Origin of the sequence: Paenalicyclobacillus cellulosilyticus (genome assembly GCF_014647315.1) — a bacterium.
In the GTDB taxonomy this organism is placed as follows: Bacteria; Bacillota; Bacilli; order Alicyclobacillales; family Alicyclobacillaceae; genus Alicyclobacillus_J; species Alicyclobacillus_J cellulosilyticus.
Genome location: NZ_BMOY01000027.1, coordinates 15,589 through 37,791 on the forward strand (window position 1 = coordinate 15,589; position 22,203 = coordinate 37,791).

A 22,203-nucleotide genomic window follows, 5' to 3' on the forward strand; every position below is an offset into this window, starting at 1 on the left:
ATCCACATACAGGGCGGTTGGTGAATTCTCCAGAGAGCGAGGGATCTCAGGTTGAAGGCGACAGGCATCGTGCGCAGGATTGATGACCTCGGCCGTGTGGTGATTCCCAAGGAGATTCGGCGTACGCTCAGGATCCGCGAAGGTGACCCCTTGGAGATCTTCGTCGACCGCGACGGGGAGGTCATCCTCAAGAAGTACTCTCCCATCGGCGAACTGGGCGATTTTGCGAAGGAGTACGCGGAATCGCTGGCGGATGCCACCGGCCATGTGGCCATCATCACCGACCGGGACATCATCATCGCGGTGGCAGGCGCGTCCAAGAAGGAGTACCTGGAGAAGCCCATCAGCGAAGACGTGGAGCAGGCGATGGAGGAGCGCAAGGTCGTCGTCAACGGGACGCCGGGGGAGTATTCCGTCGTGCGGGACCGGCCGGAGCGCATGGCGCGGGTCATCGCGCCCATCATCGCCGCGGGGGACCCCATCGGCGCCGTGATTCTGCTCTCCCGCGAGGCGGAGGCGAAGATGGGGGATTTGGAGCGGAAGTTGGCAGAGACGGCAGCGGGGTTCCTGGGCAAACAGATGGAGCAGTGAGACAGGTTTCATGACGGACTGATTCGGTGCAGCACGCCCCTGTGGCGCCGCGAAGGTGCCGCAGGGTTTTTTGCTGCCGCGCAGTGCCTGCGGGTTTGCGTCTTGTCGCGGCGGTGGACTATCCCCTCTTTGGCCCACATACCGTAGGGTGGGAAGGATCTCGCGCCCGTCCGTGCGAATCCATTTCAGGAAAATGGGGGTTGTCCATGTGGCGGATGCACGCGGGTTTGTACGGGGGGCGGTGTTGCTTGCGTCGGCTGCCGCCGTGTCCAAGCTGCTCGGATCGGTGTACACCATCGTGTTGCAAAACGTGATCGGCGACCGCGGCATGGGCTTATTCCAGATGGCGTACCCGGTTTACGCCACCCTGGTCGCGGTGGCGACCGCCGGTTTACCGGTTGCCCTCTCCAAAATGGTGTCGGAACGGCTGGCGCTGGGCGATGTGTACGGAGGCGAGCGGGTGTTCCGGGTGGCGCTGGTGATGCTGCTTGCATGCGGCGTCGCCGCGTTCGCGCTCCTGTTCTTCGGCGCCGGGATGTGGGCGCGGCTCGCGGGAGATCCCGCCGCGGCGCTGGCGGTGCGCGCGGTGGCGCCGGCTTTGCTTTTGGTGCCGGCGATGAGCGCGCTGCGCGGATACTATCAGGGCTATCAATGGATGGAACCGACCGCGGCCTCGCAGGTGGTGGAGCAGTTCGTCCGGGTGGCGACCATCCTGCTTTTGGCCATGGGGCTGCTGTCGCTCGGTTACAGTACGCCGGTGGCGGCGGCGGGGGCGGCGTTCGGCGCGGTCACCGGCGCGGCGGCGGGGCTCTTGTGGCTGTTGCGCTGTTGGGGCAGCCGGCCGCGGCCCGCTGCGGCCAAGCGAGCGGATGCGCCCGGTTGGCTTGCCATGAGCCGGCAATTGGTTTATTATGCTTTTCCAATCAGCCTCGGCGCGCTCGTGGTGCCGCTCATGAACAACATCGACGTCATCACCGTGGTCAATCTGCTCAAGGCCGCCGGACACGCGCAGGCGGAGGCGACGACCACGTTCGGCCTGTTGAGCGGCCGCGCCGCCAAGTTGATGATGCTGCCGACCACGCTGGCGTCGAGCATCGGGATGGCGGTGATGCCCGCGGTGTCCGAGGCGTTCACGCTCGGCTACCGGTCGCAGCTTTCCGGGCGGATCGACACGGCGCTGCGGTTGACGGTCATGCTGGCGCTGCCGGCGAGCGCAGGGCTGGCGATCTTGGCGCGGCCCATCGACATCACCCTGTTCCGGGATGACGCCGGGTGGGACCTCATCGCGGTGACGGCCGTCGCCACGGTGTTCGCCGGCGTGCAGCTGACGACGGCGGCGGTGCTGCAAGGGGCAGGTTGGGTGTACGTCCCGGTGGCCAATCTGTTCTTCGCCTGCGCGGTCAAACTGGCGGCCAATCTGGCGTGGGTGAAGATGTACGGCGCCGTGGGCGCGGCGTGGGCGACCGTGGTCTGCTACGCCGTGGCGGCGGCGCTCAACCTGTGGTGCTTGCGGCGCGGCCTCGGGGAGCGGATCCGCTGGCAGGCGTGGTTCGGCAAACCGCTCCTCGCGACGTTCATCATGTCGGCCGTGGCGTATGCGATGCTGCGCCAGTGGATGTGGTGGGGCGGCGCCGGCGCCCCACGGTGGGCGGTGGCGGGCAGCACGGCGGCGATGGTGGTCATCGCGGCGGGAGTCTATGGATTGGCACTACTCGCCACGGGTACAATGACAGAGAAGGAATTGGCTGCGCTGCCGCGGATTGGGCCGCGGTTGGCTGCCTGGTGCGCCCGTTTGGGGCTGGTGCGTTGACGGGAGGGGAGAGACGCATTGTCCGATACGCAGCCCATCGTCCACGTCGTGGGATTGGGGCCGGGCCACTTCGACGGCCTGCCGGTCGGTTCACTGCGTTGGTTGCAATCCGGCCTGCCGGTCATCCTGCGTACGGTCCGTCACCCGGTGGTGGAGCGCCTCGCCGCGCTCGGCGTCCGCTTCACCTCGTTCGATGCATTGTACGAGACGCGGGCGTCGTTTGAACAACTCTACGCGGATATGGCGGCGGCGCTGGTGGCGGCCGCCAAGGCGCACGGGGAGGTGGTGTACGCCGTACCCGGCCATCCGTTGATGGCGGAACGCAGCGTGCAGATCCTCCTGGCGCACCAGCCGGAGGTCGCGGTCGACATCGGCCCGGGGCAAAGTTTCCTGGATGCGGTGTGTGCGGCGCTCAAGCTCGACCCCATCACAGGCCTGGTCATCCTCGACGGGACGGCGCTGGCGCCGGAGCAACTGCAGGTGCGGCAACACCTGCTCATTGCCCAGGTGTTCGACCGTTCCGTGGCTTCCGAGGTCAAGCTGACGCTGATGGAGGTCTATCCGGACGAGGCGGAGGTGGACGTGGTGCGCGCCGCCGGGGTGCCGGGGTTGGAGCGGATTGCCCGCGTGCCGCTGTACGAGCTGGACCGGCTGGACTGGGTGGATCACCTGACGACCGTGCACGTGCCACCCGCAGAAGACGAGCGCACCCTGCGGCGGGATCCATGGACCGTGGTCGACGTGGTGCGGCGGCTGCGCGCGCCCGACGGGTGTCCGTGGGACCGGAAACAGACACACCAATCGCTGCGGCCGTTCGTGATTGAGGAAGCGTACGAAGTGGCGGACGCCATCGACCGGGACAATCCGGACGCCCTCGCGGGCGAGCTCGGCGACCTGTTGTTGCAGGTGTTGTTGCACGCCCAGATTGCCGCGGAGACGGGGGATTTCACCATCCGCGATGTGTGGGAGAGGCTGGCGGACAAGCTGATCCGCCGCCATCCGCACGTATTCGGGGACAAGCGCGCACATACGCCGGAAGAGGTCGAGGGTATCTGGCAGTCGGTCAAGGCGGCAGAGCGCGCGGGCAGCGCAGATGACGGTCCGGACGCCCGGACGGACGATCTGTTCGCCGACGTGCGCTGGGGACGGCCGGCGTTCCAGGTGGCGCTCGCCTTGCAGCGGCGCGCAGCGGAACTCGGCCTCGACTGGCCGGACATCGCTGGGGTGTTCGCCAAAGTCGGCGAGGAACTCGCGGAGTTGCGCGCGGTCTGGGACGAGGCGGGTACCGCGGACGCACGGGTGGCGGAGGAGTTGGCCGATCTCCTGTTCTCTGCCGTCAACCTGGCACGTTGGCTGCAACTCGATCCGGAGGCGGCGCTCGCCGCGGGGAACCGGAAGTTTGCGCAGCGTGTGCAAGCCATGGCGGCCCGGGCTGCGGCGCAGGGGCGGCGCCTCGGTGACCTGTCGGCGCAAGAGCTGGACGAGCTGTGGTCCGCGACAAAACGTCACAAAAAGTCGGCTTCCGGTCGGCCGTGAGAAGGAATTTTTGGCCAGAGCACGAATTAGAGCTTGTCGAAATCGCCACGAAAGGGGCTCTTCATGGTGAACAAGAACGAGTTGATCAACAAGGTTGCGGAACGCACCGGGCTGAAGAAGAAAGACGCCGAGCTGGCGGTCAACACCGTGTTCAACGTGATTGAGGAGGCACTCGCCGCAGGCGAGAAGGTGCAAGTCATCGGGTTTGGCACGTTTGAAACCCGGGAGCGGAAGGCGCGCACAGGACGCAATCCCCAGACGGGCGAACCCATCACCATTCCGGCTTCGAAGGTCCCTGCGTTCAAGCCGGGCAATAAGCTGAAGGATACCACGCGCTGAGTGCGGCTCGACAAATACCTGAAGAACGCCCGGCTCATCAAGCGGCGGACGGTGGCGAAGGAGGTCTGCGACGCAGGGCGCGTGACCGTGAACGGGCGCGTGGCCAAGGCGGGGACTGAGTTGGCGGTGGGCGACGTGGTGTCCATCCGCTACGGCCACCGCTTGTTGACCGTCCGGGTGACCGGGTTGCAGGAATCCGCACGCAAAGACCAGGCGCCGTCCATGTACGAAGTCTTGGCGGACGTCCCGCTGTCACCGCAGGGAGCGCTGGCGGCAGCGGATGATCCGGGCGCTGGCGGCGACGCGGAGCATGAAGAGGATGGCGACACCGCCCGTCCGGCCATACCCGGTTCTGAATGAGCCGGGCAGGGCCGGACAGGGTCATCGCATCGGATATTCCGGCAGGGCGGCCTCTGGCCGCCCTGTCTGCCGATGGTACCGGTTCTAATCCTCCCGGCTTCGCCATACAGTCAGTGGTGACAGGAACCGGACAGGTCGGGGGGATTGGAATGTCGGGGGCCGAACAGCACGCCATCACCCTGAGAGGGCGCAAGACGCTGGAGGTCACGGGGGTCTCCAGCGTCGAGAGCTTCGATGTCAGCGAATTTGCGTTGGTGACCCAGGGCGGGCCGCTGCAGGTCAGGGGCAACAACCTGCACATGAAGCACCTGGATCTGGATGCGGGGATCGTCGTCATCGAGGGCAACGTCGCCAGCCTCGAGTACGTGCCGGAGCGCGGGAAAAAAAAGCGGATCGCCCATCGGTTGTTCAGGTAGCAGGTGCGTATGGCAGCCCAATTTCAATATGTGCTGGCGATGTTCTTCTCCGCCTGGCTGTTGGGGGCGGTGTTCGACGTCTACAACACCGTGATGGGTGCTTCCGCATGGTTGCGCTGGCTGCGGCCGGCGGCAGATCTGGCCTTCTGGCTGGGCGGAGCGGGTTTCGTCTATGTTTGGATGTACATCACGGACGACGGACGGTTTCGCGTGTATGCGTTGCTCCTGTTGGCGGCAGGTTACTTGGTGTACCGGATGACGCTCCATCGGCCGGTGGTGGCTTCGGCGTGGGCGGTGGTACGAGCGGTCGCGTTCCTGTTGCGATGGGTGTGGCGGCTGCTCGAGGGGGTCGTCATCCGGCCGTTGCGCGGGTTGGCTTGGGTGGTGGCTTGGGTGTTGCGATGGATGTACCGCTGGCTGGTGGCTTGGGAGGACATGGTGTTTTTCCTCCTTGGTTTCATGCTGCGGCCCGTGGTGTGGGTCTTCGCGACACCGTGGCGGCGGACAGCCAACCTTCGGGCACCGGTCGCGCGCGGTTGGGAAGGATTTTGGGCGCGGGTGGCGAATTGGCTAAGGAAAAACCCGGGGTCCTGAAGGAGGTCCTGCAGGACAGAGCGACGGGGGGATTCATACGTGAAGAGCCAAGCGCACGCCCGGCAGCATGCCCTTCCGGCTGCCGCTCGGCAGACCGTCGCGGCCCGGCGGCACAGGCCCGTCGTGCGGCTGCGTTACCTGCTGTTGCTGGCCAGCTTGGCGTTTGCTGCATACGACTATCTTCATATCCAGTTGCCGCAGTTGACGCAACTTTCGAGCCAGTCCCGGCAGTTGGAGCGGCAGGTGGCGGCGCTGAAGCAGCAACAGGCCGAGTTGCAGGCCCGCATTCGCCAATTGCAAGACGACGCGTTCATCGCCCGCTACGCCAGCGAACACTTCAATTTGGTGCTGCCTGGGCAAGTGGCGTTCACCGTCAGCCAGCAGCCGGTCTCCGGGTCGGCCCGTTGACACCTGTTTTTGGTTCTCGTATCATGTATCAAACGGCCGTTGCGCCGTACATTCTTGAGGAGGACGTTTTTCTTTATGACCATTGAGGTCGGCAGCAAGCTGGAAGGAAAGGTCACAGGGATCACCCATTTTGGAGCGTTTGTGCTGCTGCCGGGAGGTGTCACAGGGCTTGTGCACATCTCGGAGATCGCCGACGAATACGTGCGTGACATCCATGACCATTTGAAGATCAACGACCAGGTCACCGTCAAGGTCATCCACGTGGACAAAGACGGGAAGATCGGTCTATCGATAAGGCAGGCGAACGATACGGGCGGAGGCGGGCGCCGCCGTTTTCGCAACAACCAACGCCAGAGTTTGGAGGATAAGATCAGCCGTTTCATGCGCGATAGTGAGGAGCGTCTGCAGGCCCTGCGGCGCAGTGAGTCGAAGCGCGGCGGCCGCGGCGGGCGGCGTGGTTGAGGCAAGCCTGAAAGGAGAACCCCCGTGGTGAAGGACGACGATACGGCGTACTTGGAATATGAGCTGTCCGACGGGCGGCGGGCCATCCTCCGCTTTGCCCATATCGACCATCGCGACGGTTGCCACATCTCCCTCGACCTGTACAAGGCGTACTTGGGACCGGTGGATGAGGTGGTTTTGCAGCGGGTGCTCGCAAAGTTCCGCGGGGAACTTGTCCAATTTTCCTCGTGATGCGCTATAATTTTGAATGGTTTATGCGTGGTGGATGCGGCGGCGCCCGGTACGAGCGGGTGTCGCCGCGGTGATGAGCGGGGCGGTGTCTGCCGCCCGCGTGCGCACGGAGGGGGAGCCGTGGGAGACCACTACTTGCACCATGGATTGGTGGCCCTGTTCTTGCTCGCATTCACGGTCCTGTCGTTGATTGGCATGGTGCGTTTGTACCGGGAGCGGCGGTACTTCGGTGTCGCCCTCTTGCTGTTGGCCACCGTCATCTTCGGCTACAGCACATGGATTGCGGCCACGTTGTGAGCGGAGCGCGCACCCAGCCGTGCTGGGTTCGGCGCGCTCTCGTTTTTTGTGCTTGCGCGCGCCAGACGCATCAACGCGCCTGGCGCGGTTCGGCTACCTTGTCTCGATAGCGGAAAAACGCCTCGTTGAGCATCTGGATTGATTTGGTGTCGTGGTTGAAAAACGCCCTGCGCAATTGAGACTGCAGCCATTCCGGCACCATGCTCCACCTCGCTTGCGGCGGCGCCGAGGGTCCGCGATTCGGCGCACGTCCGCCGCTTGCCGATACCGCGCCTGCTTTATCTTACGCAGCCGTCGGTTGTCCCGGTGACACCTTCCCTGGTCTTTTTGCGTGCGCGGGCACCCATGGCGGAGCATCGCGCCATCGCACCGTTTCCTTGGGATTCACGCCTGCGGGCGTTTGATCAGCAGTTCGACGTTGCTGTGCACCTGCTGCACCGGGATCCCGGCGATGGCAAACAGTTCGGCTGCGTACGGATCGGGCCGGTACACCTCTTCATAAAACACACGCCGGATACCCGCTTGGATGATGCTCTTGGTGCACTGCAGACACGGGAGGTGTGTGACGTACAGGTCGGCCCCTTCCGTGGAGATGCCGAACCGCGCACACTGCAACAGCGCGTTCTGTTCCGCGTGAATGGCGCGCACGCAATGCCCGTCCACCATTTTGCACCCGACGTCGGTACAGTGCACGTCGCCGGTGATGGAGCCGTTGTATCCGCTTGCGATGATCCGCTTGTCGCGGACGATGACGCAACCGACCGCCAAGCGGGGGCATGTCGAACGCAGGGCCATCACGCGGCTTTGTGACGCGAAAAACTCATCCCACGACAAGCGTGTCGATCCTTGCCCCGATGGATGCAAGTTGTATGCGCCTCGCTTCCCCTGCAACATTCACCCTGCAACATTCACGATGAGCGGCGACACGATGATGCACGAAGAGCGGCCCGGTTGACTCGAATTATAGTCGACGTGCCGGGCGGACGTCGATGCGCCACGCTGGTCGGAGGTCGGGTCGTGCATGGCCTCGCGTCGAACCAGCGCGACACGGCCTGGGGGCGATGTCGAAGCGGGAGCGTCGTGTCGGAATCTTTTATCGGATGGCTGTGACGGTTTGACAAACTTCTCGGACAGGCCCCCGTATAATGGGCCTACCAGTTCGGGAAGGAGTGTGGATCATGATGACAGTGCAAGCATGGGAAGATCCGGGCGTGACGTCCGCGTCTCAGGTACGGCGATGGTTGCGCCGGCACGCGGTGTGGCGCCGTGGCCTGCGCCCGGCGGTGTTCGCCGGCTTCGCGGTGTTGCTCGGCCATGCATCCATTGCGCACACCGTCTCTCCGTTTGCGCTCGCGTACTTCGTCGTGTTGCAGGAGGCGGCGGGAGACCGGCGCGGCTGGCCCGGGTATTTCGCCATCCTGGGCGCTTACTGGCAAGGCGGATGGGGCGCGGCGGCGCTCTTGGCTGTCGAGTTCTTCCTTTTCCAAATGGTTCGCTTGAGCGTGTTTCGCCGGCGGTCTCCCGACTTGCACTGGTTGCCGTTCTTGGCTGCCGGTGTGGATCTCGTCTGCCGCCTGGCGGCGGTCGGCAGCGTGTGGACACACTACGACCTGATCATGGCGGGCGTGAACGCGGCATTCGTCGTCATCGTGGCGTTCATCTTCATGCAGTGCACACCGCTGTGGGCAGGCAGGGCTGTACCGCCTTCGCTCCGCCAGGAACAGTTGATCAGCCTCACCATCTTCGCAGGGTCCGCCATCGCCGGGCTGGCCGGGGTGCGCATCCACGGCGTGTCGGTCACCGCAGTGTGCGTTGACGGACTCATCCTCCTGCTTGCAGCCGCAGGCGGCGTCGGGGTAGCAGCCGCCGCAGGCGTCGTCATCGGCGTGCTCGCGATGCTCAATCACGAGATCACGATGGCCGGGGTGGCGGTGCTGTGTTTCGCCGGCCTGCTTGCGGGGGTGTTGAAAGACGCCGGCCGCTTGTGGATGGGGTTGGCGTTCTGGCTCAGTTTCTGTCTCCTCACCGCAGGTAGCGGCGTCAGTGTGCCGGATTTGCAAACATCGGCGCTGGCGGCGGCCGCGGCGACCGTGTTGTTCTGGCTGTGCCCGCGCCGGTTGCGCACCGCCGTGGCCGGGTATGTGCCGGGAACCGCGGAGCACCGGCGTTCCGAACAGGAGCGCGTGCGCAGGGTGCGGTCGCTGTTGGCGGCGAAGGTGCATGACGTCAGCCGTGTGTTCGACGAACTCGCCGCCGCATTCGCGGACACCGGGGAGACGCCGCTGACGTCGACCCAGCAGTTGTTGCAGAACATCGTGACCGGAGCTGCGCAGTCGGTGTGCAGCCGCTGTCCCCGCCGTCACCGTTGTTGGGACCAGGAGGCGTTGGCCACCTACCAAGCGCTTGTCCACACCGTGGAAAAGATTGAGGCCGCCCCGGACAGGCGCGCCAACCCAAGCCACGACCTGCGTGAACGCTGCATCCGCCTCGATCCCATGATGTCGGTGCTTCGCTACAATGTGGACGTGACCGCACGCGACGCGCGCTGGCTGGCCAAGCTGAAGGAACAGCGGTCGCTCATCAGCGCCCAGCTCACCGGCGTCGCCGGCGTGATCCGGGAGTTGGCGGCCGAGATTGAGAAGGACAACGCCTCGGCCTCGGCCGGAGAAGAGCAGGTGCTCGCCGCGTTGGAGCAGTTGGGGCTGTTCGTCGATCACGTCCACATCGTCAGCCTCGATCCGGGTAAAGTGGAGGTGGAAGTCAGCCAACCGTCCCCCGGCGCGTTTGAACATTCAGTGAAAGTGATTGCGCCGTTGCTCTCCGGCATCGTGGGTGAGCACATCACGGTCGCCAAGGTTTCGGGCGGGGATGCCGGACCGTGCACCAGCGTGTTCACTTCGGCGCGGGTGTTCGATGTGGAAACCGCGGTGGCGACCGTCGCCCGCGACGGGCGCTTGGTGTCGGGGGATTCTCATACGGCGGTGGACTTAGAGAACGGCCGCTTTGCGGTTGCCCTCAGCGACGGTATGGGCAACGGCGAGCGAGCGCGGCGGGAATCGAAGGCGGCCATCGACTTGCTCCGGCGGCTGCTGCAAGCTGGGTTTGATGAAAAGCTCGCCGTGCGTACCGTCAACTCCACACTGCTGTTGCGATCGAAGGAAGAGATGTTCACCACCCTCGACATGGTGCTCATCGACCTGTTTTCCGCCAAAGCCGAGTTTTTGAAGGTGGGGTCCGCGCCCAGCTTCGTCAAACGCGGGGATGCGGTGCACACCATCACCGGCAGCAGCATCCCCATCGGGATCCTGCAAGACATCGACGTGCAAGCCATCGAAGAGCAACTGCAGGATGGCGACCTGCTCATCCTGATGTCCGACGGGGTGTTTGATGCGCCCCAACAGCTCTACGACAAGGAGGAGTGGTTCACGCGCCAAATCCAGAAATTAGAGACGGACGATCCGCAGGCCGTCGCCGACACCTTGCTCGAATGTGCGGTCGAGATGGCGAACGGCCAGATCCAGGACGACATGACCATTGTGGTGGCGCGCGTCAAGCGGCACCAGCCTGAATGGGCGGCCATCAAGCTGCCCGGCATCACCGGGCTGCGCCAACAGGAACGCCGGCGGGGTGCGTAGGCTCCTGTCAAAGCGCCGTTTGCCTGCGCCGGCGACGCGGCAGCAGGGCGAAGGTTGCCGCAGCCGAGCCGCATGCAGTCGTCCGGAGGGTGCGCCGGGCGGAATGTTTGGCGGGAAACTCGTCCATACTGTCTAGCAAGAGACAAGCTGGAGGTGGAAGAGTTGACAGCCAAGCAAGGTGTGATCCGCCAGGTGCTGGTCATCACGGACGGGTGTTCCAACGTCGGTGAAGACCCGGTGGCGTGCGCGGAGCGCGCCCGGCGCGCCGGCGTGATCGTAAACGTCATCGGGGTTGTGGATCAAGGAGAGATTGGGCGCCAAGGGCAGATGGAGGCGATGTCCATCGCCGACGCGGGCGGCGGCATGTGCCGCATTGTCCGGCCGAGCGAGTTGTCGGCGACGGCGCAGATGGTGACGCACCAAACGATGCAGATGACGTTGCAGCAGGTGGTCCATCAGCAGTTGCTGCAGGTGGTGGGCAAACCGGCGGAAGACCTCACCCCCGCGGAGCGGGCGCGCGTCATGCAGGTGGTCGATCGGCTCGAGGAAGAGGTGGGCTTGGAAATGGTCGTCGCCATCGACGTCAGCGCCAGCATGAAGGACAAGATGCCGACCGTGCGGGAGGCCATTCGCGATCTCGCCTTATCCTTGCAGGTTCGGCAAGGCCCGTTCGAAGTGGCCGTGATCGCATTTCCCGGAGATTTCCCGGGGAATGAAGAATCACCCGCAGCCGTACGTGTGGTGCAGCCGTTCCAACCGCAGTTGGACGCGGACGCGTTGGCGCGGGTGCTGGTCGCCCGCGGCGGGACGCCCACCGGCCCAGCTATCCTGCGCGCGCTGGAGTTGTTTTCCACCAAACAAGCCGAGCCGGGCTTCGCTGACCTGCCCGAACGACGGTGGACTGGGGAGACGGGGACGTAAATGCCTGCAGCAGGCAGGTTCCAACCCGGTGTATGGGTGACGGGCCGTTGGACGGGCGAGCGCTTTTGGGTCGAGCGGCTGCTCGGCGCGGGTGCCAACGGCGAGGTATACTTGGTCCGCACGCGCCGGGGCAGGGCGGCGATGAAGGTATCCAGTCTGGCGGGGGACATCGCCCTCGAGTGGAGTGTGATGGAGGCGCTGCGCGGCGGTTCATACTTCCCGGAACCGATGCTGATTGACGACGTAGAGGGCGCAGCCCTCTACTTTTATGTCATGGAGTGGATCCCGGGACGTCCCTTGCCCGCGCGCCTTACGCCGGCGGATGCCGGTCGGATGGTGAAACTGGTCGCGCATGTTGCGGCGGGGCTCGGCCTTCTGCATCAGCGGGGGTACGCCTTCTGTGATCTCAAGCCGGAGAACGTGCTGTGGTGCGATGGGTTCACGCCGCCCTTGCGCTTTGTCGACGTCGGCGGCGTCACGCCGTTCGGGAGATCTGTGCGCCAGTTCACGCCCGCGGTCGATCGCGCGTTTTGGGATCTGGGCACGCGCGAGAGCGATCCGGCGTACGACCTGTGCGCCCTCGCACTGTGGTGCGTCACCGCGTGGGTGCCGCCCAATCTGGCCGCGCTCGCCAGCCAGCCGCCCGCTGTCCGCCGGGCGTGGCTGGATCGCGCGTTGAGGAACTTTCCCATGCCGGAGCGGGCGGCGGTGCTGCGCGACGTCTTCGCCGGCCGGCTGCAGACGAGCGCCGCGTTTCTGCAGGCGTGGCAACACCCGCCGCTGCGTCCGTCCCGGATGCTCGGCCACGCGGGTCATCCGCGCCACGCCGGCGTGTCGGGCGGGACCTCTGCCTCTGCCGGCCTGAGGTTGCCGCCGGCCGGCAAGCGCCGGCACGATTGGACGGACCGCGTGATGTGGGGTGCGGTGGCCAGCCTCGCGGGCGTGGCCGCGTGGGCATGGGGGACATGGCTGCACTGGTTTTAGGTGCGGAGACGCTCGGATGAACGGGCCGTGCAAGCGGGGGCTGGTGCGAAGCTTCCGCCGGGCGAAGAACGAGATTCCGCGTTACAATGATGGGTGGGCAAACGGCGCTTGGCTTGGGGGTGGGACGATGGGTGCGGGCAACCGCGATGCGGACGCCGTCCATCGTGTCCGCACGGCAGTCGCCTCGGCGCTCGCCGCTCACCTTGCGCCGGACGATCCGGTCGTGGTTGCGGTGTCGGGCGGGCTTGACTCGATGGTGTTGCTGCACGCGGTCGCCGCATGGGCCCGCGCAGACGGCGGAACGGGACGGCGTGTACACGCTGTGCACGTCCACCATGGTTTGCGCCCGAACGCCGACGCGGACCGGGATCACGTCCTCGCCACCTGTCAAGCGTGGGAGATTGACGCCAAATGGTACGCGGTTTCGCTCGCCGCGGTGCCGCCGGGCGAGCGGCGAGGGGTGGAGGCGGACGCCCGTCGCTTGCGTTACCGGGTGCTCGCTTCTGCCGCCCATGCGTTGGGCGCCCGGTGCGTCCTGCTCGCCCACCACGGGGATGACCAAGTGGAAACCGTCATCTGGCGTTTGCTGCGCGGCACGTCCTTGACGGGGTTGGCGGGCATGCGTCCTGCGGCCGAACGTGACGGATTGACGTGGCTGAGGCCGCTGTTGGCGCTGCCCAAGGCGGACCTGTCCGCCTATGCCCGTGTATGCGGGGTACCGTACCGCGAAGATGAAACCAACCGCGACACCCGGTTCACGCGCAACTACATCCGGCGGGAGGTGGTGCCGCGGCTCACCCGCATTCAGCCCCAGCTCGTCCATGCGGTGGGCCGGCTCGCCGCCATCCTGCAGGAGGAAGACGCATGGCTGGACGAGCAAGCTGCGGCATGGGTGGATCAGCACGCCGAGTGGCACGGCGGCGGGTGCCGGGTGTCCGCCCGGTCCCTCGCGCATCTTCCTCGTCCTTTACAACGGCGCGTGATTAAAATAATATTGACTTGTTTAGCTTCCGAGGAATTCACCTTCTCCCATATTGAATCCGTCCTCCATCTGGCATCGTCTTCCCAACCGTCTGGGCAATCGCACCTCGTAGGCGGGCTGCGCGCCTGGCGGGAATATGACAGCCTGTGTCTCGGCCAGGCTTCCGCCATGGAAGAATTACGCTTCCGTTCCGGCGGGGTTGCGCCGGTCGCCTGGACTTTGGTTGAGGACGCCCAGCTCGCCTGGCCTCCCGGCGCGCCCGCTTGGCAGTTTGTCTGCCGGGCTTGGCAACCGGAGGAGGGCGTCAAGGCGGACAGTGTCTGGCAGTTGCGGCTGCCGCCGGTCGAACGGGTGGACATCCGTACCTTCCGGCCGGGGGATCGCTTGGTTCTGCCAACCGGGCGCGGCCGCAAGAAGCTGCAGGACGTGTTCACCGACGCCAAGGTACCGCGCTGGCTGCGGGGGGCGTGGCCGCTGGTCTGCGTGGGTGAGGATGTCGTCTGGGTTCCCGGCGTGATCCGCGCCGGCGTGTGGTTGCTCGACCCGGGACACAGGCACGGATGGGTCATTGGCGCAGCCAGGGTGTAAACCCGGGCGGGTGTTGTTTTGGATGGCTTCGGCGGAAGCCGGGCAGTTTCGACGGGGAGGATAACATGCATCCAGACCTCGAGCGCGTATTGTTTACGGAAGAGCAGATCCTCGCGCGGGTGCGCGAGTTGGGCGCGCAGCTGTCGCGCGATTTTGCCGGGCGCAACCCCTTGTTCGTCTGCATCCTCAAGGGCGCTGTCCTGTTCATGGCCGATTTGGTCAAGCGGATCGACATCCCGATGGAGATGGACTTCATGGCCACCTCCAGTTACGGTGAATCTTCCAAATCATCCGGGGTGGTGCGCATCCTCAAGGATCTTGACCGGGGTGTCGAGGGGCGGGACGTCATCCTGGTCGAAGACATCGTGGACTCAGGGTTGACGTTGGCGCACCTGCGGGACCTCCTCTACCATCGGCGGGCGCAATCGGTCACCATCGTCGCGTTGTTCGACAAGCCGGAGGGCAGGGCCGTCGACATTCAGCCGGATTACGTGGGGTTTCAAGTGCCCAACGAGTTCATCGTGGGCTATGGTTTGGATTTTGCAGAACGGTATCGGAATCTGCCTTACGTGGGTGTGCTCAAGCGGGAGGTCTACGCGCGGTCGTGACGGGCTGTATGGTACAATATTTCCGCCACGACCGAGAGGAGGTAAGGCATGAACCGGTTTTACCGCAGCGTCCTCTTCTATGTGATGATCTTGCTTGCCATTGTCGGCGTCGTCAACTACATCACCGGACAGGATCACACCCGCAGGGTGATTTCATACAGTCAATTTGTGAATGCGGTCGAGCATAAACAGGTTGCCGACGGCGTCTTGATCACGCCCGAGGGACTGACGGCGACCATCGACGGTACGCTGACCAACGGGGACCGCTTCACCACCCGCGTGCTGTTGGACCATGACGTGAGCGACTGGTTGGTCAAACACGGCGTGGACATCGGCGTCGCGCCGCAGCCGCGGGCTTCGGTGTGGCTCCAGGTGTTGGAGTCGTTCATCCCGTTCGTCTTCCTGTTCATCCTGATGTTCATTCTCTTCAACCAAGCGCAGGGCGGCGGCAGCCGGGTCATGAACTTCGGAAAGAGCCGCGCCCGGTTGTACACGGAGGAGAAGCGGCGGGTGACGTTCCGCGACGTCGCCGGAGCGGATGAAGAAAAGGCGGAACTGGAGGAGATTGTCCAGTTCCTGAAGGACCCGAAGAAGTTCGCCAGCCTCGGGGCCCGCATCCCGAAAGGCGTCCTGCTCGTCGGTCCGCCGGGTACGGGGAAGACCTTGTTGGCGCGTGCCGTGGCCGGTGAGGCCGGCGTGCCCTTTTTCAGCATCAGCGGCTCCGACTTCGTCGAGATGTTCGTCGGTGTCGGTGCCTCCCGCGTGCGCGACCTGTTCGAGACCGCGAAAAAGAATGCGCCGTGCATCATCTTCATCGACGAGATCGACGCGGTGGGACGCCACCGCGGGGCCGGCTTGGGCGGCGGGCACGACGAGCGGGAGCAGACGCTCAATCAGTTGCTGGTCGAGATGGACGGTTTCACCGGGAATGAAGGCATCATCATCATCGCGGCGACCAACCGTCCGGACATTCTCGATCCAGCCCTCCTGCGCCCGGGCCGCATCGACCGGCAGATTGTCGTCAACCGGCCGGATGTCAAAGGCCGCGAAGAGATCTTGAAGGTGCACGCGCGCAACAAGCCGTTCGCACCCGATGTGCGCCTCGACAACATCGCCAAGCGGACGCCGGGCTTCACGGGTGCAGACCTGGAGAATGTCTTGAACGAGGCCGCATTGTTGGCGGCGCGCCGCAACGCGACCCAGATCACGCAAAAAGACATCGATGAAGCCATCGACCGCGTCCTCGCCGGCCCGGAGAAGCGAAGCCGCGTCATGACGGAGCGGGAACGCAAGCTGGTGGCGTACCATGAGGCGGGACACGCGGTCATCGGCTACTTTCTGCAACATGCGGACACGGTCCACAAGGCGACCATTGTGCCGCGCGGCATGGCGGGCGGCTACACCGTCATTCTCCCGAAAGAAGACCGCTACTTCATGACGAAAGAGGAGATGCTCGAACGCATTTGCGGGCTGCTCGGCGGCCGGGTGGCGGAGGAGATTGTCTTCGGCGAGATCAGCACCGGCGCGGCCAACGACCTGGAACGCGTGACCCAGATTGCCCGCCAGATGGTGACGGAATACGGCATGAGCGAGAAGCTCGGGCCGATGCAGTTCGGGAACCGGCAGGGCCAGGTCTTCCTGGGCAAAGACCTGTCGATGGAGCAGAACTACAGCGACCGGATTGCGTACGAGATCGACGCGGAGATGAAGGCCATCATCGAGTCGTGCCATGAGCGGACGCGCCAGATCCTTTTGGAGAAGCGCGATAAACTGGAGGCGCTGGCGCAGTTGCTGCTCGAGAAAGAGACGGTGGACGAGGAAGAGATCCGCGCCATCATGGAGGGGAAGCATCCCCTGCAGCGCAAGTTGGCAGGAGAGCCGGCGGGGGAGACCGGTGAGCATGGCAGCGCGGGCGGTGCAAGCGCCGACGGCGGACAGGACGGTCAGGGGCATGCCGGCGATGCTTCGCGCGCAGGCGAAGAAAGCCGCGACGAGGGTCGCGACAGCGCGGATGGCCGCAAAACATAACGGCTTCCGCGGCGAGACGGCCGCGGCCAGAGGTGTGATGAAGCGGATGGCGCGGCACCGCGAGGTGGCCGCGCCACGTGCAAGGTCGATTCGGCCACGGCGGGGGTGGATGGCGTGGCGCATACGGGCGATCACGCGGTGCGCGCGATGGCTTGGGATGGTTGTGCGCGCGCGTTTGCGTGCGTGACGACCGGTCTGGTGGGCGAGTTGCAGCGCCGGCACGACACGTGGCCGGTCGCCACCGCTGCGCTCGGCCGGACAGCGTCGGTGGCGGCCATGATGGGCATGATGCTGAAGGGCGACGAGCGCCTGACCGTTCAAATCAAAGGCGACGGGCCGCTGCGCGGCATTCTCGTCGATGCCGACGCCCAGGGGCATGTGCGGGGCTATGTTGAAGAGCCGCACGTCCACCTGCCCAACAACCACTTGGGTAAGCTCGATGTCGGCGGCGCCGTGGGGCGCGGTTGGCTGAGCGTGACGCGCGACATGGGGCTCAAAGACGTCTACCGCGGTACGGTGGCGCTGCAGACGGGCGAGATCGGCGATGATTTTACCTATTACTTTGCCAAGTCGGAGCAAACGCCGTCGGTGGTCGCGGCGGGTGTCCTCGTCGATGTGGATCACACGGTGCTCGCGGCAGGCGGGTTGATTTTACAGTTGCTCCCCGGTCATGACGAATCGCACGTGTCGGCGGTGGAGGAGCGCCTTGCCCAGTTGCAAAGCGTCACGGACCTGTTGCGCGCTGGCGCGGATGCGTACGACTTGGTGCGAACGCTCTTGCCCGACGCGCAGTTCTTGGAAGAGCGGCCGCTCTCCTTTCGTTGCCGCTGCAGCAGAGAACGCTTGGCCAAGGTGTTGCGCGGGCTGGGCCCGGATGAGCTGCAGGATATGATCCGCCGCGATGGCGGAGCGGAAGTGGTTTGTCACTTCTGCGGCACGTCGTATCACTTCAACGCGGATGAGCTGGCGGAGCTGTCTCGATCCGAGGAGGGACAAGCATGACGGGGACGGCAGCCACAGGCGCAGCAAGGGCGGCAGGACAAGATGCGTTCCGTAGCGATACACCACGTTCCGATACGGCGACCAGCGCCCGGTGCGACATCTTGACGGCGCGCCCAAGGCGCACTTTGGTGATGGGCATCGTCAACGTGACCCCTGATTCCTTTTCGGACGGCGGGAAGTACGAGCGTCCGGAGGACGCCATTCGTCACGCGTACGAGCTCATCGAACAGGGAGCCGATATCCTGGATATCGGTGCGGAGAGCACGCGTCCCGGCCACACCCCGGTCCCGGCGGAAGAAGAGTGGGCGCGGCTGGCTCCGGTGTTGCGGGAGTTGTGCCGCAACAGTCCGGTGCCCATTTCCGTCGACACCTATAAAGCGGTCACGGCGGCCCGGGCGCTTGAGCTCGGTGTGGCGATGATCAACGACGTCTGGGGCGGCTTGGCCGATCCCATGATGCTCTCCATCGTCGCCGAAGCGGGCTGTCACTACCTGTGGATGCACAATCGGCGAGAGGTCATTGCGCGCGAAACGTTTACGACGGTGATGGCGGAGACGCAAGCAGGCATTGCCCGCTGCTTGCAAGCCGGGATCGCACCGGAACGGCTGTGGATTGATCCGGGTATCGGCTTTGGCAAGACGATGCCGGGGAACTTGGTGTTGTTGCGCCGGCTGCGCGAGTATTGTGCGCTGGGTTACCCGGTGGTGCTCGGTGTCAGCCGCAAACGCGTCATCGGCTATGTGCTCAACCTCCCGGTCCACGAGCGGGAGGAAGGATCGCTGGCGGCGGCCGCGTGGGGTGTCGAAGCAGGGGTGGCCGCCGTTCGCGTCCACGACGTCCGGGCGACGGTAAGGGTGTGCCGAATGGTGGAGGCTATCCGCGACGCGCATGAGTGACCGGGTGACTGCCTACATCGGGCTGGGTTCGAACCTTGGCGATCGCTTGCATCACCTGGCGTTCGCCGTGCGTTCGCTGCGGGCGCTCGCGGCCGGAGACCTTGTTTGTTCGGCGGTGTACGAGACGAAGCCGGTCGGGTGGATCGATCAGCCGGATTTTTTGAATATGGTGGTGCGGTTGGAGACGGATCGGTCTCCGCGCAGTCTGTTGTCCGCGTTGATGGCCATCGAGCATCAGGCCGGCCGGGTCCGCACGGTTCGTTTCGGTCCGCGAACGCTCGATCTCGACATCCTGCTTTATGCGGACACCTACGTCTGTTTTGCCGATTTGCAGATTCCGCATCCGCGGATGTGGGAACGGGCGTTTGTGGTCGTGCCGTTGGCGGAATTGCATCCGGATGGATTGGCGCGTGGCGGATGGCGAATATCCGAGTTGGCGCGCGTGTTGGCAGCGAAGGGGGAGGTTCGGCGTGTGGGACGCTTTTGGTAGACGCCTGCGGGCGTTCCGCAAGATGAGGTGCTGGACACAGCAGGAGCTGGCGCATGCGGCCGGGATCAGCCTTGCGGTCATCGGATCGCTCGAACGCGGAACGCGCCGGCCGACACCCGACCTGGTCAAGCGCTTGGCGGCGGTGCTCCGTGTGAGCGAATCCGAACTGTGCCCGCCTTCCCTCGTGAGCGAAGCGGAAGCGCGGTCGAGCGACTGACGGCAGGCCGTTGGCTTCGATGCAGCCGCGATACGGCGCGGTTCTCCGGGAACGGCGGGCGAAACGGCACGGTGTCTGCCATGCGTTGACAACCCATGGGGCCGTCTCTATAATTGCGCATATAACTGCTCCCTTTCCTGGGAGCTTGCGGCGATCCCGCTTGCCTCCGTGAGGTGGCGGCATGTCCGAACGCTGGCAGGGTATACCGACTCGGGTGTGCCGCATAAGTATGTGGCACCAAACGGTGACACCAAGGTGGGCGACAGCCGGCAGGCTTGGCGTCTGCTGGTTGGGCCTGCGCGTTTATCAAAAGGAGAGACAGGGATGGCTGAGAAGGAAGTGCTGTTGACGCCCGAAGGGCTTCAAAAATTGGAGGAAGAACTCGAACATTTGAAAAGCGTGAAGCGGCGTGAGGTGGCGGAGCGGATCAAGCTCGCCATCAGCTACGGTGACTTGAGCGAGAACTCCGAATACGAGGACGCCAAGAACGAACAGGCGTTCATCGAAGGCCGCATCATGACGCTGGAAAAGATGCTGCGCAACGCGCGCATCATCCAGGATGATGACGTCAACACCGACGTCGTCAGCATCGGATCGACCGTGCGCGTGAAGGACTTGGAGTTCGATGAGGAGATTGAATACACCATCGTGGGTTCGGCGGAAGCGGACCCGGCGAGCAACAAGATCTCGAACGAGTCGCCGGTCGGCCGCGCGCTGTTGGGCAAGAAGGTCGGCCAGACGGTCGATGTGGTGGTTCCGGCAGGCACCATTCAATTCCAGATTCTGAGCATCAAGCGTTGAAACCGGAATCATGAGCGCTCGTCCTTGGCGCACGTGGGCATTGCGCTATGATATTGGACAGGGCGGCAGTGACAGGGCTGCGCGGAAGGGTCCCCGCGCAGCCCTGTCGTCGGACATCAGGGTGTCATGAGGACGAGCGGCAGGTGGAGCAGGCTGTCTTGTCCGTCTGGATTGGGGGAATCACGACATGGATGAACGTGCGCTGTGGGAGACGCGCGTGGAAAAGATGGAAGCCCTGCGCGCCCGCGGGATCGATCCGTTCGGCCACCGTTATGAGGTGACGCACCACGCCGCGGACATCCTGCGTTTCGGTGAGGGCAAGAGCAAAGAGGAGTTGGACGAGGCAGCGCTGCGCGTGCGGATCGCCGGACGCCTCATGGTGAAACGGGGTCACGGCAAAGCCACGTTTGCCAACGTGCAGGACCGGAGCGGATCGATTCAGATCTACGCCAAGATCGACGTGTTGGGCGAGGACGCGTACAAGGTGTTTCAAATGCTCGACCTCGGGGATATCATTGGCGTGGAAGGTACCGTCTTTCGCACCAACCGCGGAGAGGTCACCGTGCTCGCCGAACAGGTCGAGTTGCTGGCGAAGTCACTCCGGCCGCTCCCGGAAAAATGGCACGGGCTCCGGGACGTGGAAACGCGCTACCGGCAACGGTATCTGGATCTGATCGTCAATCCGGACATTCGGGAGACTTTTATCCTCAGGTCACGCATCATCCAGGCGGTTCGCCAGTTCCTGGATGAACGAGGTTTTTTGGAGGTCGAGACGCCGACCCTGCACACGGTCGCCAGCGGCGCACACGCCCGGCCGTTTCAAACGTATCACAATGCGCTGGACATGCCGTTGCACCTGCGGATTGCGCTGGAGTTGCATCTAAAGCGCCTCATCGTCGGCGGCCTGGAGCGGGTATACGAAATTGGCCGGGTCTACCGCAACGAAGGCGTTTCGACGAAGCACAACCCGGAGTTCACGATGCTCGAACTGTATCAGGCGTACGCCGATTACACCGACATCATGGAGCTGACGGAAACCATGATCCGCGAGGTGGCGCGGCGGGTGCTTGGCACGTTGCACATCCCGTATGGCGACCACGTGATTGACTTGGAACAACCGTTCGCGCGTCGTCATATCGCGGACTTGGTGGCTGAGTACACCGGAGTCGACTTCCGTCAAGTGGCCGATCCGGCGGATGCTCATGCTCTGGCAGCAGAGCACGGCGTGCAGGTGAAGCCGGGGATGACGGTGGGTCATGTGTTGAACGAGTTTTTTGAGCAGAAAGTGGAATCCCACCTCATCCAACCCACGTTTGTATACGGACATCCGATTGAGATCTCGCCGCTCGCCAAGCGGAACGCAGACGATCCGCGGTTTGCTGACCGCTTCGAGTTGTTCATCGTTGGCCGCGAACACGCGAACGCCTTCTCCGAGCTCAACGACCCCATCGACCAGCGGGAGCGTTTCATGGCGCAGCTCGCCGAGCGCGCCGCAGGCAATGAAGAGGCGTTGGCGCTCGACGAGGACTTCCTGCTCGCACTGGAGCACGGGATGCCGCCGACAGGTGGCTTAGGTGTAGGCATCGACCGGCTGGTGATGTTGCTGACCAATCAGCCGTCCATTCGGGACGTGCTGTTGTTCCCGTTGATGCGGCCGCGTGAAGAATCTTCGCCTGCGCCGTATTCGCCGTAACGCCTTCTTTCGTCTGCCGCCATCTCCCGGTGGGATGGGCAGCCCGCGCCCCCTTGACGCCCCGGGCGGCGGGGTGATATATTGTTCAACGCCGCCGCCACCCGCGCGGGGGTGTGGCAGGTCAGCCGCCGGTTGTGGCGGTGTGCCAGCAACTTCCGCTTGCACATGGCGGGTCGGCTGTGGTAAGGTAGTCGGTGCCGCCGTCGCGCGGGGACGCGCCGGGACGGCGGGAGACGGCTGATACCGGGCATCACCGGGACCGAGGCGGGCAGCCGCGGGCAGCGGTGGTGCACGGGCGCGGTTCCTTGAAAACT

Annotated in this window: 24 protein-coding genes and 1 pseudogene; 23 read left to right on the forward strand and 2 right to left on the reverse strand. The window is 64.5% G+C overall.

Annotated features, from left to right (window positions below; translation table 11 throughout):
* Window positions 1-51 precede the first annotated feature (51 nt).
* The 11 genes and pseudogenes from spoVT to IEX97_RS09030 all read left to right on the forward strand — a co-directional run bounded on the left by spoVT (window position 52) and on the right by IEX97_RS09030 (window position 7,044).
* Window positions 52-591: a stage V sporulation protein T gene (gene spoVT / locus IEX97_RS08980; RefSeq protein ID WP_188882492.1), complete on the forward strand. Its 540-nt coding sequence runs from the start codon at window positions 52-54 to the stop codon at window positions 589-591.
* A 208-nt stretch (window positions 592-799) separates the two neighbouring features.
* On the forward strand, window positions 800-2,401 hold the full coding sequence (locus IEX97_RS08985; protein ID WP_188882493.1) for a putative polysaccharide biosynthesis protein: 1,602 nt from the start codon (window positions 800-802) through the stop codon (window positions 2,399-2,401).
* An 18-nt stretch (window positions 2,402-2,419) separates the two neighbouring features.
* Complete coding sequence (gene yabN / locus IEX97_RS08990) at window positions 2,420-3,937, forward strand: bifunctional methyltransferase/pyrophosphohydrolase YabN (RefSeq protein WP_188882494.1); 1,518 nt, start codon at window positions 2,420-2,422, stop codon at window positions 3,935-3,937.
* A 66-nt stretch (window positions 3,938-4,003) separates the two neighbouring features.
* Window positions 4,004-4,276 carry an HU family DNA-binding protein gene (locus IEX97_RS08995; protein WP_373289428.1) on the forward strand — a complete coding sequence of 91 codons (273 nt, stop codon included), beginning with the start codon at window positions 4,004-4,006 and terminating at the stop codon, window positions 4,274-4,276.
* Window positions 4,277-4,519: pseudogene (locus IEX97_RS09000) on the forward strand (RNA-binding S4 domain-containing protein); the annotation flags it as partial.
* 266 nt (window positions 4,520-4,785) lie between these two features.
* Window positions 4,786-5,052, forward strand: coding sequence for a sporulation protein YabP (yabP, locus tag IEX97_RS09005; RefSeq protein ID WP_188882497.1), 267 nt, complete (start codon window positions 4,786-4,788; stop codon window positions 5,050-5,052).
* A gap of 9 nt (window positions 5,053-5,061) precedes the next feature.
* A complete protein-coding gene (gene yabQ, locus IEX97_RS09010) occupies window positions 5,062-5,646 on the forward strand; it encodes a spore cortex biosynthesis protein YabQ (protein ID WP_188882498.1) in 585 nt (194 codons plus the stop codon).
* A 39-nt stretch (window positions 5,647-5,685) separates the two neighbouring features.
* Complete coding sequence (locus IEX97_RS09015; protein WP_188882499.1) at window positions 5,686-6,054, forward strand: FtsB family cell division protein; 369 nt, start codon at window positions 5,686-5,688, stop codon at window positions 6,052-6,054.
* Window positions 6,055-6,129: 75 nt separating this feature from the next.
* Window positions 6,130-6,516: a S1 RNA-binding domain-containing protein gene (locus IEX97_RS09020; protein WP_188882500.1), complete on the forward strand. Its 387-nt coding sequence runs from the start codon at window positions 6,130-6,132 to the stop codon at window positions 6,514-6,516.
* A 24-nt stretch (window positions 6,517-6,540) separates the two neighbouring features.
* Complete coding sequence (locus IEX97_RS09025; protein ID WP_229776707.1) at window positions 6,541-6,747, forward strand: hypothetical protein; 207 nt, start codon at window positions 6,541-6,543, stop codon at window positions 6,745-6,747.
* 120 nt (window positions 6,748-6,867) lie between these two features.
* Entirely contained in the window at window positions 6,868-7,044 is a 177-nt protein-coding gene (locus IEX97_RS09030; RefSeq protein ID WP_188882501.1) for a DUF2759 family protein, read from the forward strand.
* A 70-nt stretch (window positions 7,045-7,114) separates the two neighbouring features.
* Here the strand turns inward: IEX97_RS09030 and cmpA are convergent, their stop codons facing one another.
* Together cmpA and IEX97_RS09040 are read right to left on the reverse strand one after the other, a co-directional pair.
* A complete protein-coding gene (gene cmpA / locus IEX97_RS09035; RefSeq protein ID WP_188882502.1) occupies window positions 7,115-7,243 on the reverse strand; it encodes a cortex morphogenetic protein CmpA in 129 nt (42 codons plus the stop codon).
* Window positions 7,244-7,428: 185 nt separating this feature from the next.
* Entirely contained in the window at window positions 7,429-7,938 is a 510-nt protein-coding gene (locus tag IEX97_RS09040) for a ComE operon protein 2 (protein WP_188882504.1), read from the reverse strand.
* Between the two features lie 284 nt (window positions 7,939-8,222).
* Between IEX97_RS09040 and spoIIE the strand changes: the two genes are divergently transcribed.
* The 12 genes from spoIIE to lysS all read left to right on the forward strand — a co-directional run bounded on the left by spoIIE (window position 8,223) and on the right by lysS (window position 21,889).
* Window positions 8,223-10,679 carry a stage II sporulation protein E gene (gene spoIIE, locus IEX97_RS09045; RefSeq protein WP_229776709.1) on the forward strand — a complete coding sequence of 819 codons (2,457 nt, stop codon included), beginning with the start codon at window positions 8,223-8,225 and terminating at the stop codon, window positions 10,677-10,679.
* A 162-nt stretch (window positions 10,680-10,841) separates the two neighbouring features.
* On the forward strand, window positions 10,842-11,600 hold the full coding sequence (locus tag IEX97_RS09050; RefSeq protein WP_229776711.1) for a vWA domain-containing protein: 759 nt from the start codon (window positions 10,842-10,844) through the stop codon (window positions 11,598-11,600).
* Complete coding sequence (locus IEX97_RS09055; RefSeq protein WP_188882506.1) at window positions 11,601-12,584, forward strand: protein kinase family protein; 984 nt, start codon at window positions 11,601-11,603, stop codon at window positions 12,582-12,584.
* A gap of 16 nt (window positions 12,585-12,600) precedes the next feature.
* The gene (tilS, locus tag IEX97_RS09060) at window positions 12,601-14,154 is read left to right on the forward strand and encodes a tRNA lysidine(34) synthetase TilS (protein ID WP_188882508.1); all 1,554 of its coding nucleotides are present in this window, start codon (window positions 12,601-12,603) and stop codon (window positions 14,152-14,154) included.
* Window positions 14,155-14,219: 65 nt separating this feature from the next.
* A complete protein-coding gene (gene hpt, locus IEX97_RS09065) occupies window positions 14,220-14,762 on the forward strand; it encodes a hypoxanthine phosphoribosyltransferase (protein WP_188882510.1) in 543 nt (180 codons plus the stop codon).
* Window positions 14,763-14,810: 48 nt separating this feature from the next.
* Entirely contained in the window at window positions 14,811-16,790 is a 1,980-nt protein-coding gene (ftsH, locus tag IEX97_RS09070; protein ID WP_188882511.1) for an ATP-dependent zinc metalloprotease FtsH, read from the forward strand.
* Between the two features lie 114 nt (window positions 16,791-16,904).
* A complete protein-coding gene (gene hslO / locus IEX97_RS09075; protein WP_268238332.1) occupies window positions 16,905-17,792 on the forward strand; it encodes an Hsp33 family molecular chaperone HslO in 888 nt (295 codons plus the stop codon).
* Complete coding sequence (folP, locus tag IEX97_RS09080; protein ID WP_229776713.1) at window positions 17,789-18,688, forward strand: dihydropteroate synthase; 900 nt, start codon at window positions 17,789-17,791, stop codon at window positions 18,686-18,688. The genes hslO and folP overlap by 4 nt, the downstream gene beginning before the upstream one ends.
* Before the next feature lie 4 nt (window positions 18,689-18,692).
* Window positions 18,693-19,178: a 2-amino-4-hydroxy-6-hydroxymethyldihydropteridine diphosphokinase gene (gene folK / locus IEX97_RS09085; protein ID WP_229776715.1), complete on the forward strand. Its 486-nt coding sequence runs from the start codon at window positions 18,693-18,695 to the stop codon at window positions 19,176-19,178.
* Entirely contained in the window at window positions 19,087-19,395 is a 309-nt protein-coding gene (locus tag IEX97_RS13590; RefSeq protein ID WP_188882514.1) for a helix-turn-helix domain-containing protein, read from the forward strand. Before folK ends, IEX97_RS13590 begins: the two co-directional genes overlap by 92 nt.
* A gap of 324 nt (window positions 19,396-19,719) precedes the next feature.
* The gene (gene greA / locus IEX97_RS09095) at window positions 19,720-20,196 is read left to right on the forward strand and encodes a transcription elongation factor GreA (protein ID WP_188882516.1); all 477 of its coding nucleotides are present in this window, start codon (window positions 19,720-19,722) and stop codon (window positions 20,194-20,196) included.
* A gap of 187 nt (window positions 20,197-20,383) precedes the next feature.
* Complete coding sequence (lysS, locus tag IEX97_RS09100; RefSeq protein WP_188882518.1) at window positions 20,384-21,889, forward strand: lysine--tRNA ligase; 1,506 nt, start codon at window positions 20,384-20,386, stop codon at window positions 21,887-21,889.
* The last annotated feature ends 314 nt before the right edge of the window (window positions 21,890-22,203 follow it).

Excerpts from the sequence above, each read along its gene's own strand:
- IEX97_RS09055 (WP_188882506.1), top strand. The coding sequence starts at position 11,601 with ATGCCTGCAGCAGGCAGGTTCCAACCCGGTGTATGGGTGACGGGCCGT.
- ftsH (WP_188882511.1), top strand. The coding sequence starts at position 14,811 with ATGAACCGGTTTTACCGCAGCGTCCTCTTCTATGTGATGATCTTGCTT.
- greA (WP_188882516.1), top strand. The coding sequence starts at position 19,720 with ATGGCTGAGAAGGAAGTGCTGTTGACGCCCGAAGGGCTTCAAAAATTG.
- folP (WP_229776713.1), top strand. The coding sequence starts at position 17,789 with ATGACGGGGACGGCAGCCACAGGCGCAGCAAGGGCGGCAGGACAAGAT.
- IEX97_RS09020 (WP_188882500.1), top strand. The coding sequence starts at position 6,130 with ATGACCATTGAGGTCGGCAGCAAGCTGGAAGGAAAGGTCACAGGGATC.
- IEX97_RS13590 (WP_188882514.1), top strand. The coding sequence starts at position 19,087 with ATGGATTGGCGCGTGGCGGATGGCGAATATCCGAGTTGGCGCGCGTGT.
- hpt (WP_188882510.1), top strand. The coding sequence starts at position 14,220 with ATGCATCCAGACCTCGAGCGCGTATTGTTTACGGAAGAGCAGATCCTC.
- tilS (WP_188882508.1), top strand. The coding sequence starts at position 12,601 with ATGAACGGGCCGTGCAAGCGGGGGCTGGTGCGAAGCTTCCGCCGGGCG.
- lysS (WP_188882518.1), top strand. The coding sequence starts at position 20,384 with ATGGATGAACGTGCGCTGTGGGAGACGCGCGTGGAAAAGATGGAAGCC.
- IEX97_RS09040 (WP_188882504.1), bottom strand. The coding sequence starts at position 7,938 with ATGTTGCAGGGGAAGCGAGGCGCATACAACTTGCATCCATCGGGGCAA.
- spoIIE (WP_229776709.1), top strand. The coding sequence starts at position 8,223 with ATGATGACAGTGCAAGCATGGGAAGATCCGGGCGTGACGTCCGCGTCT.
- yabP (WP_188882497.1), top strand. The coding sequence starts at position 4,786 with ATGTCGGGGGCCGAACAGCACGCCATCACCCTGAGAGGGCGCAAGACG.
- yabQ (WP_188882498.1), top strand. The coding sequence starts at position 5,062 with ATGGCAGCCCAATTTCAATATGTGCTGGCGATGTTCTTCTCCGCCTGG.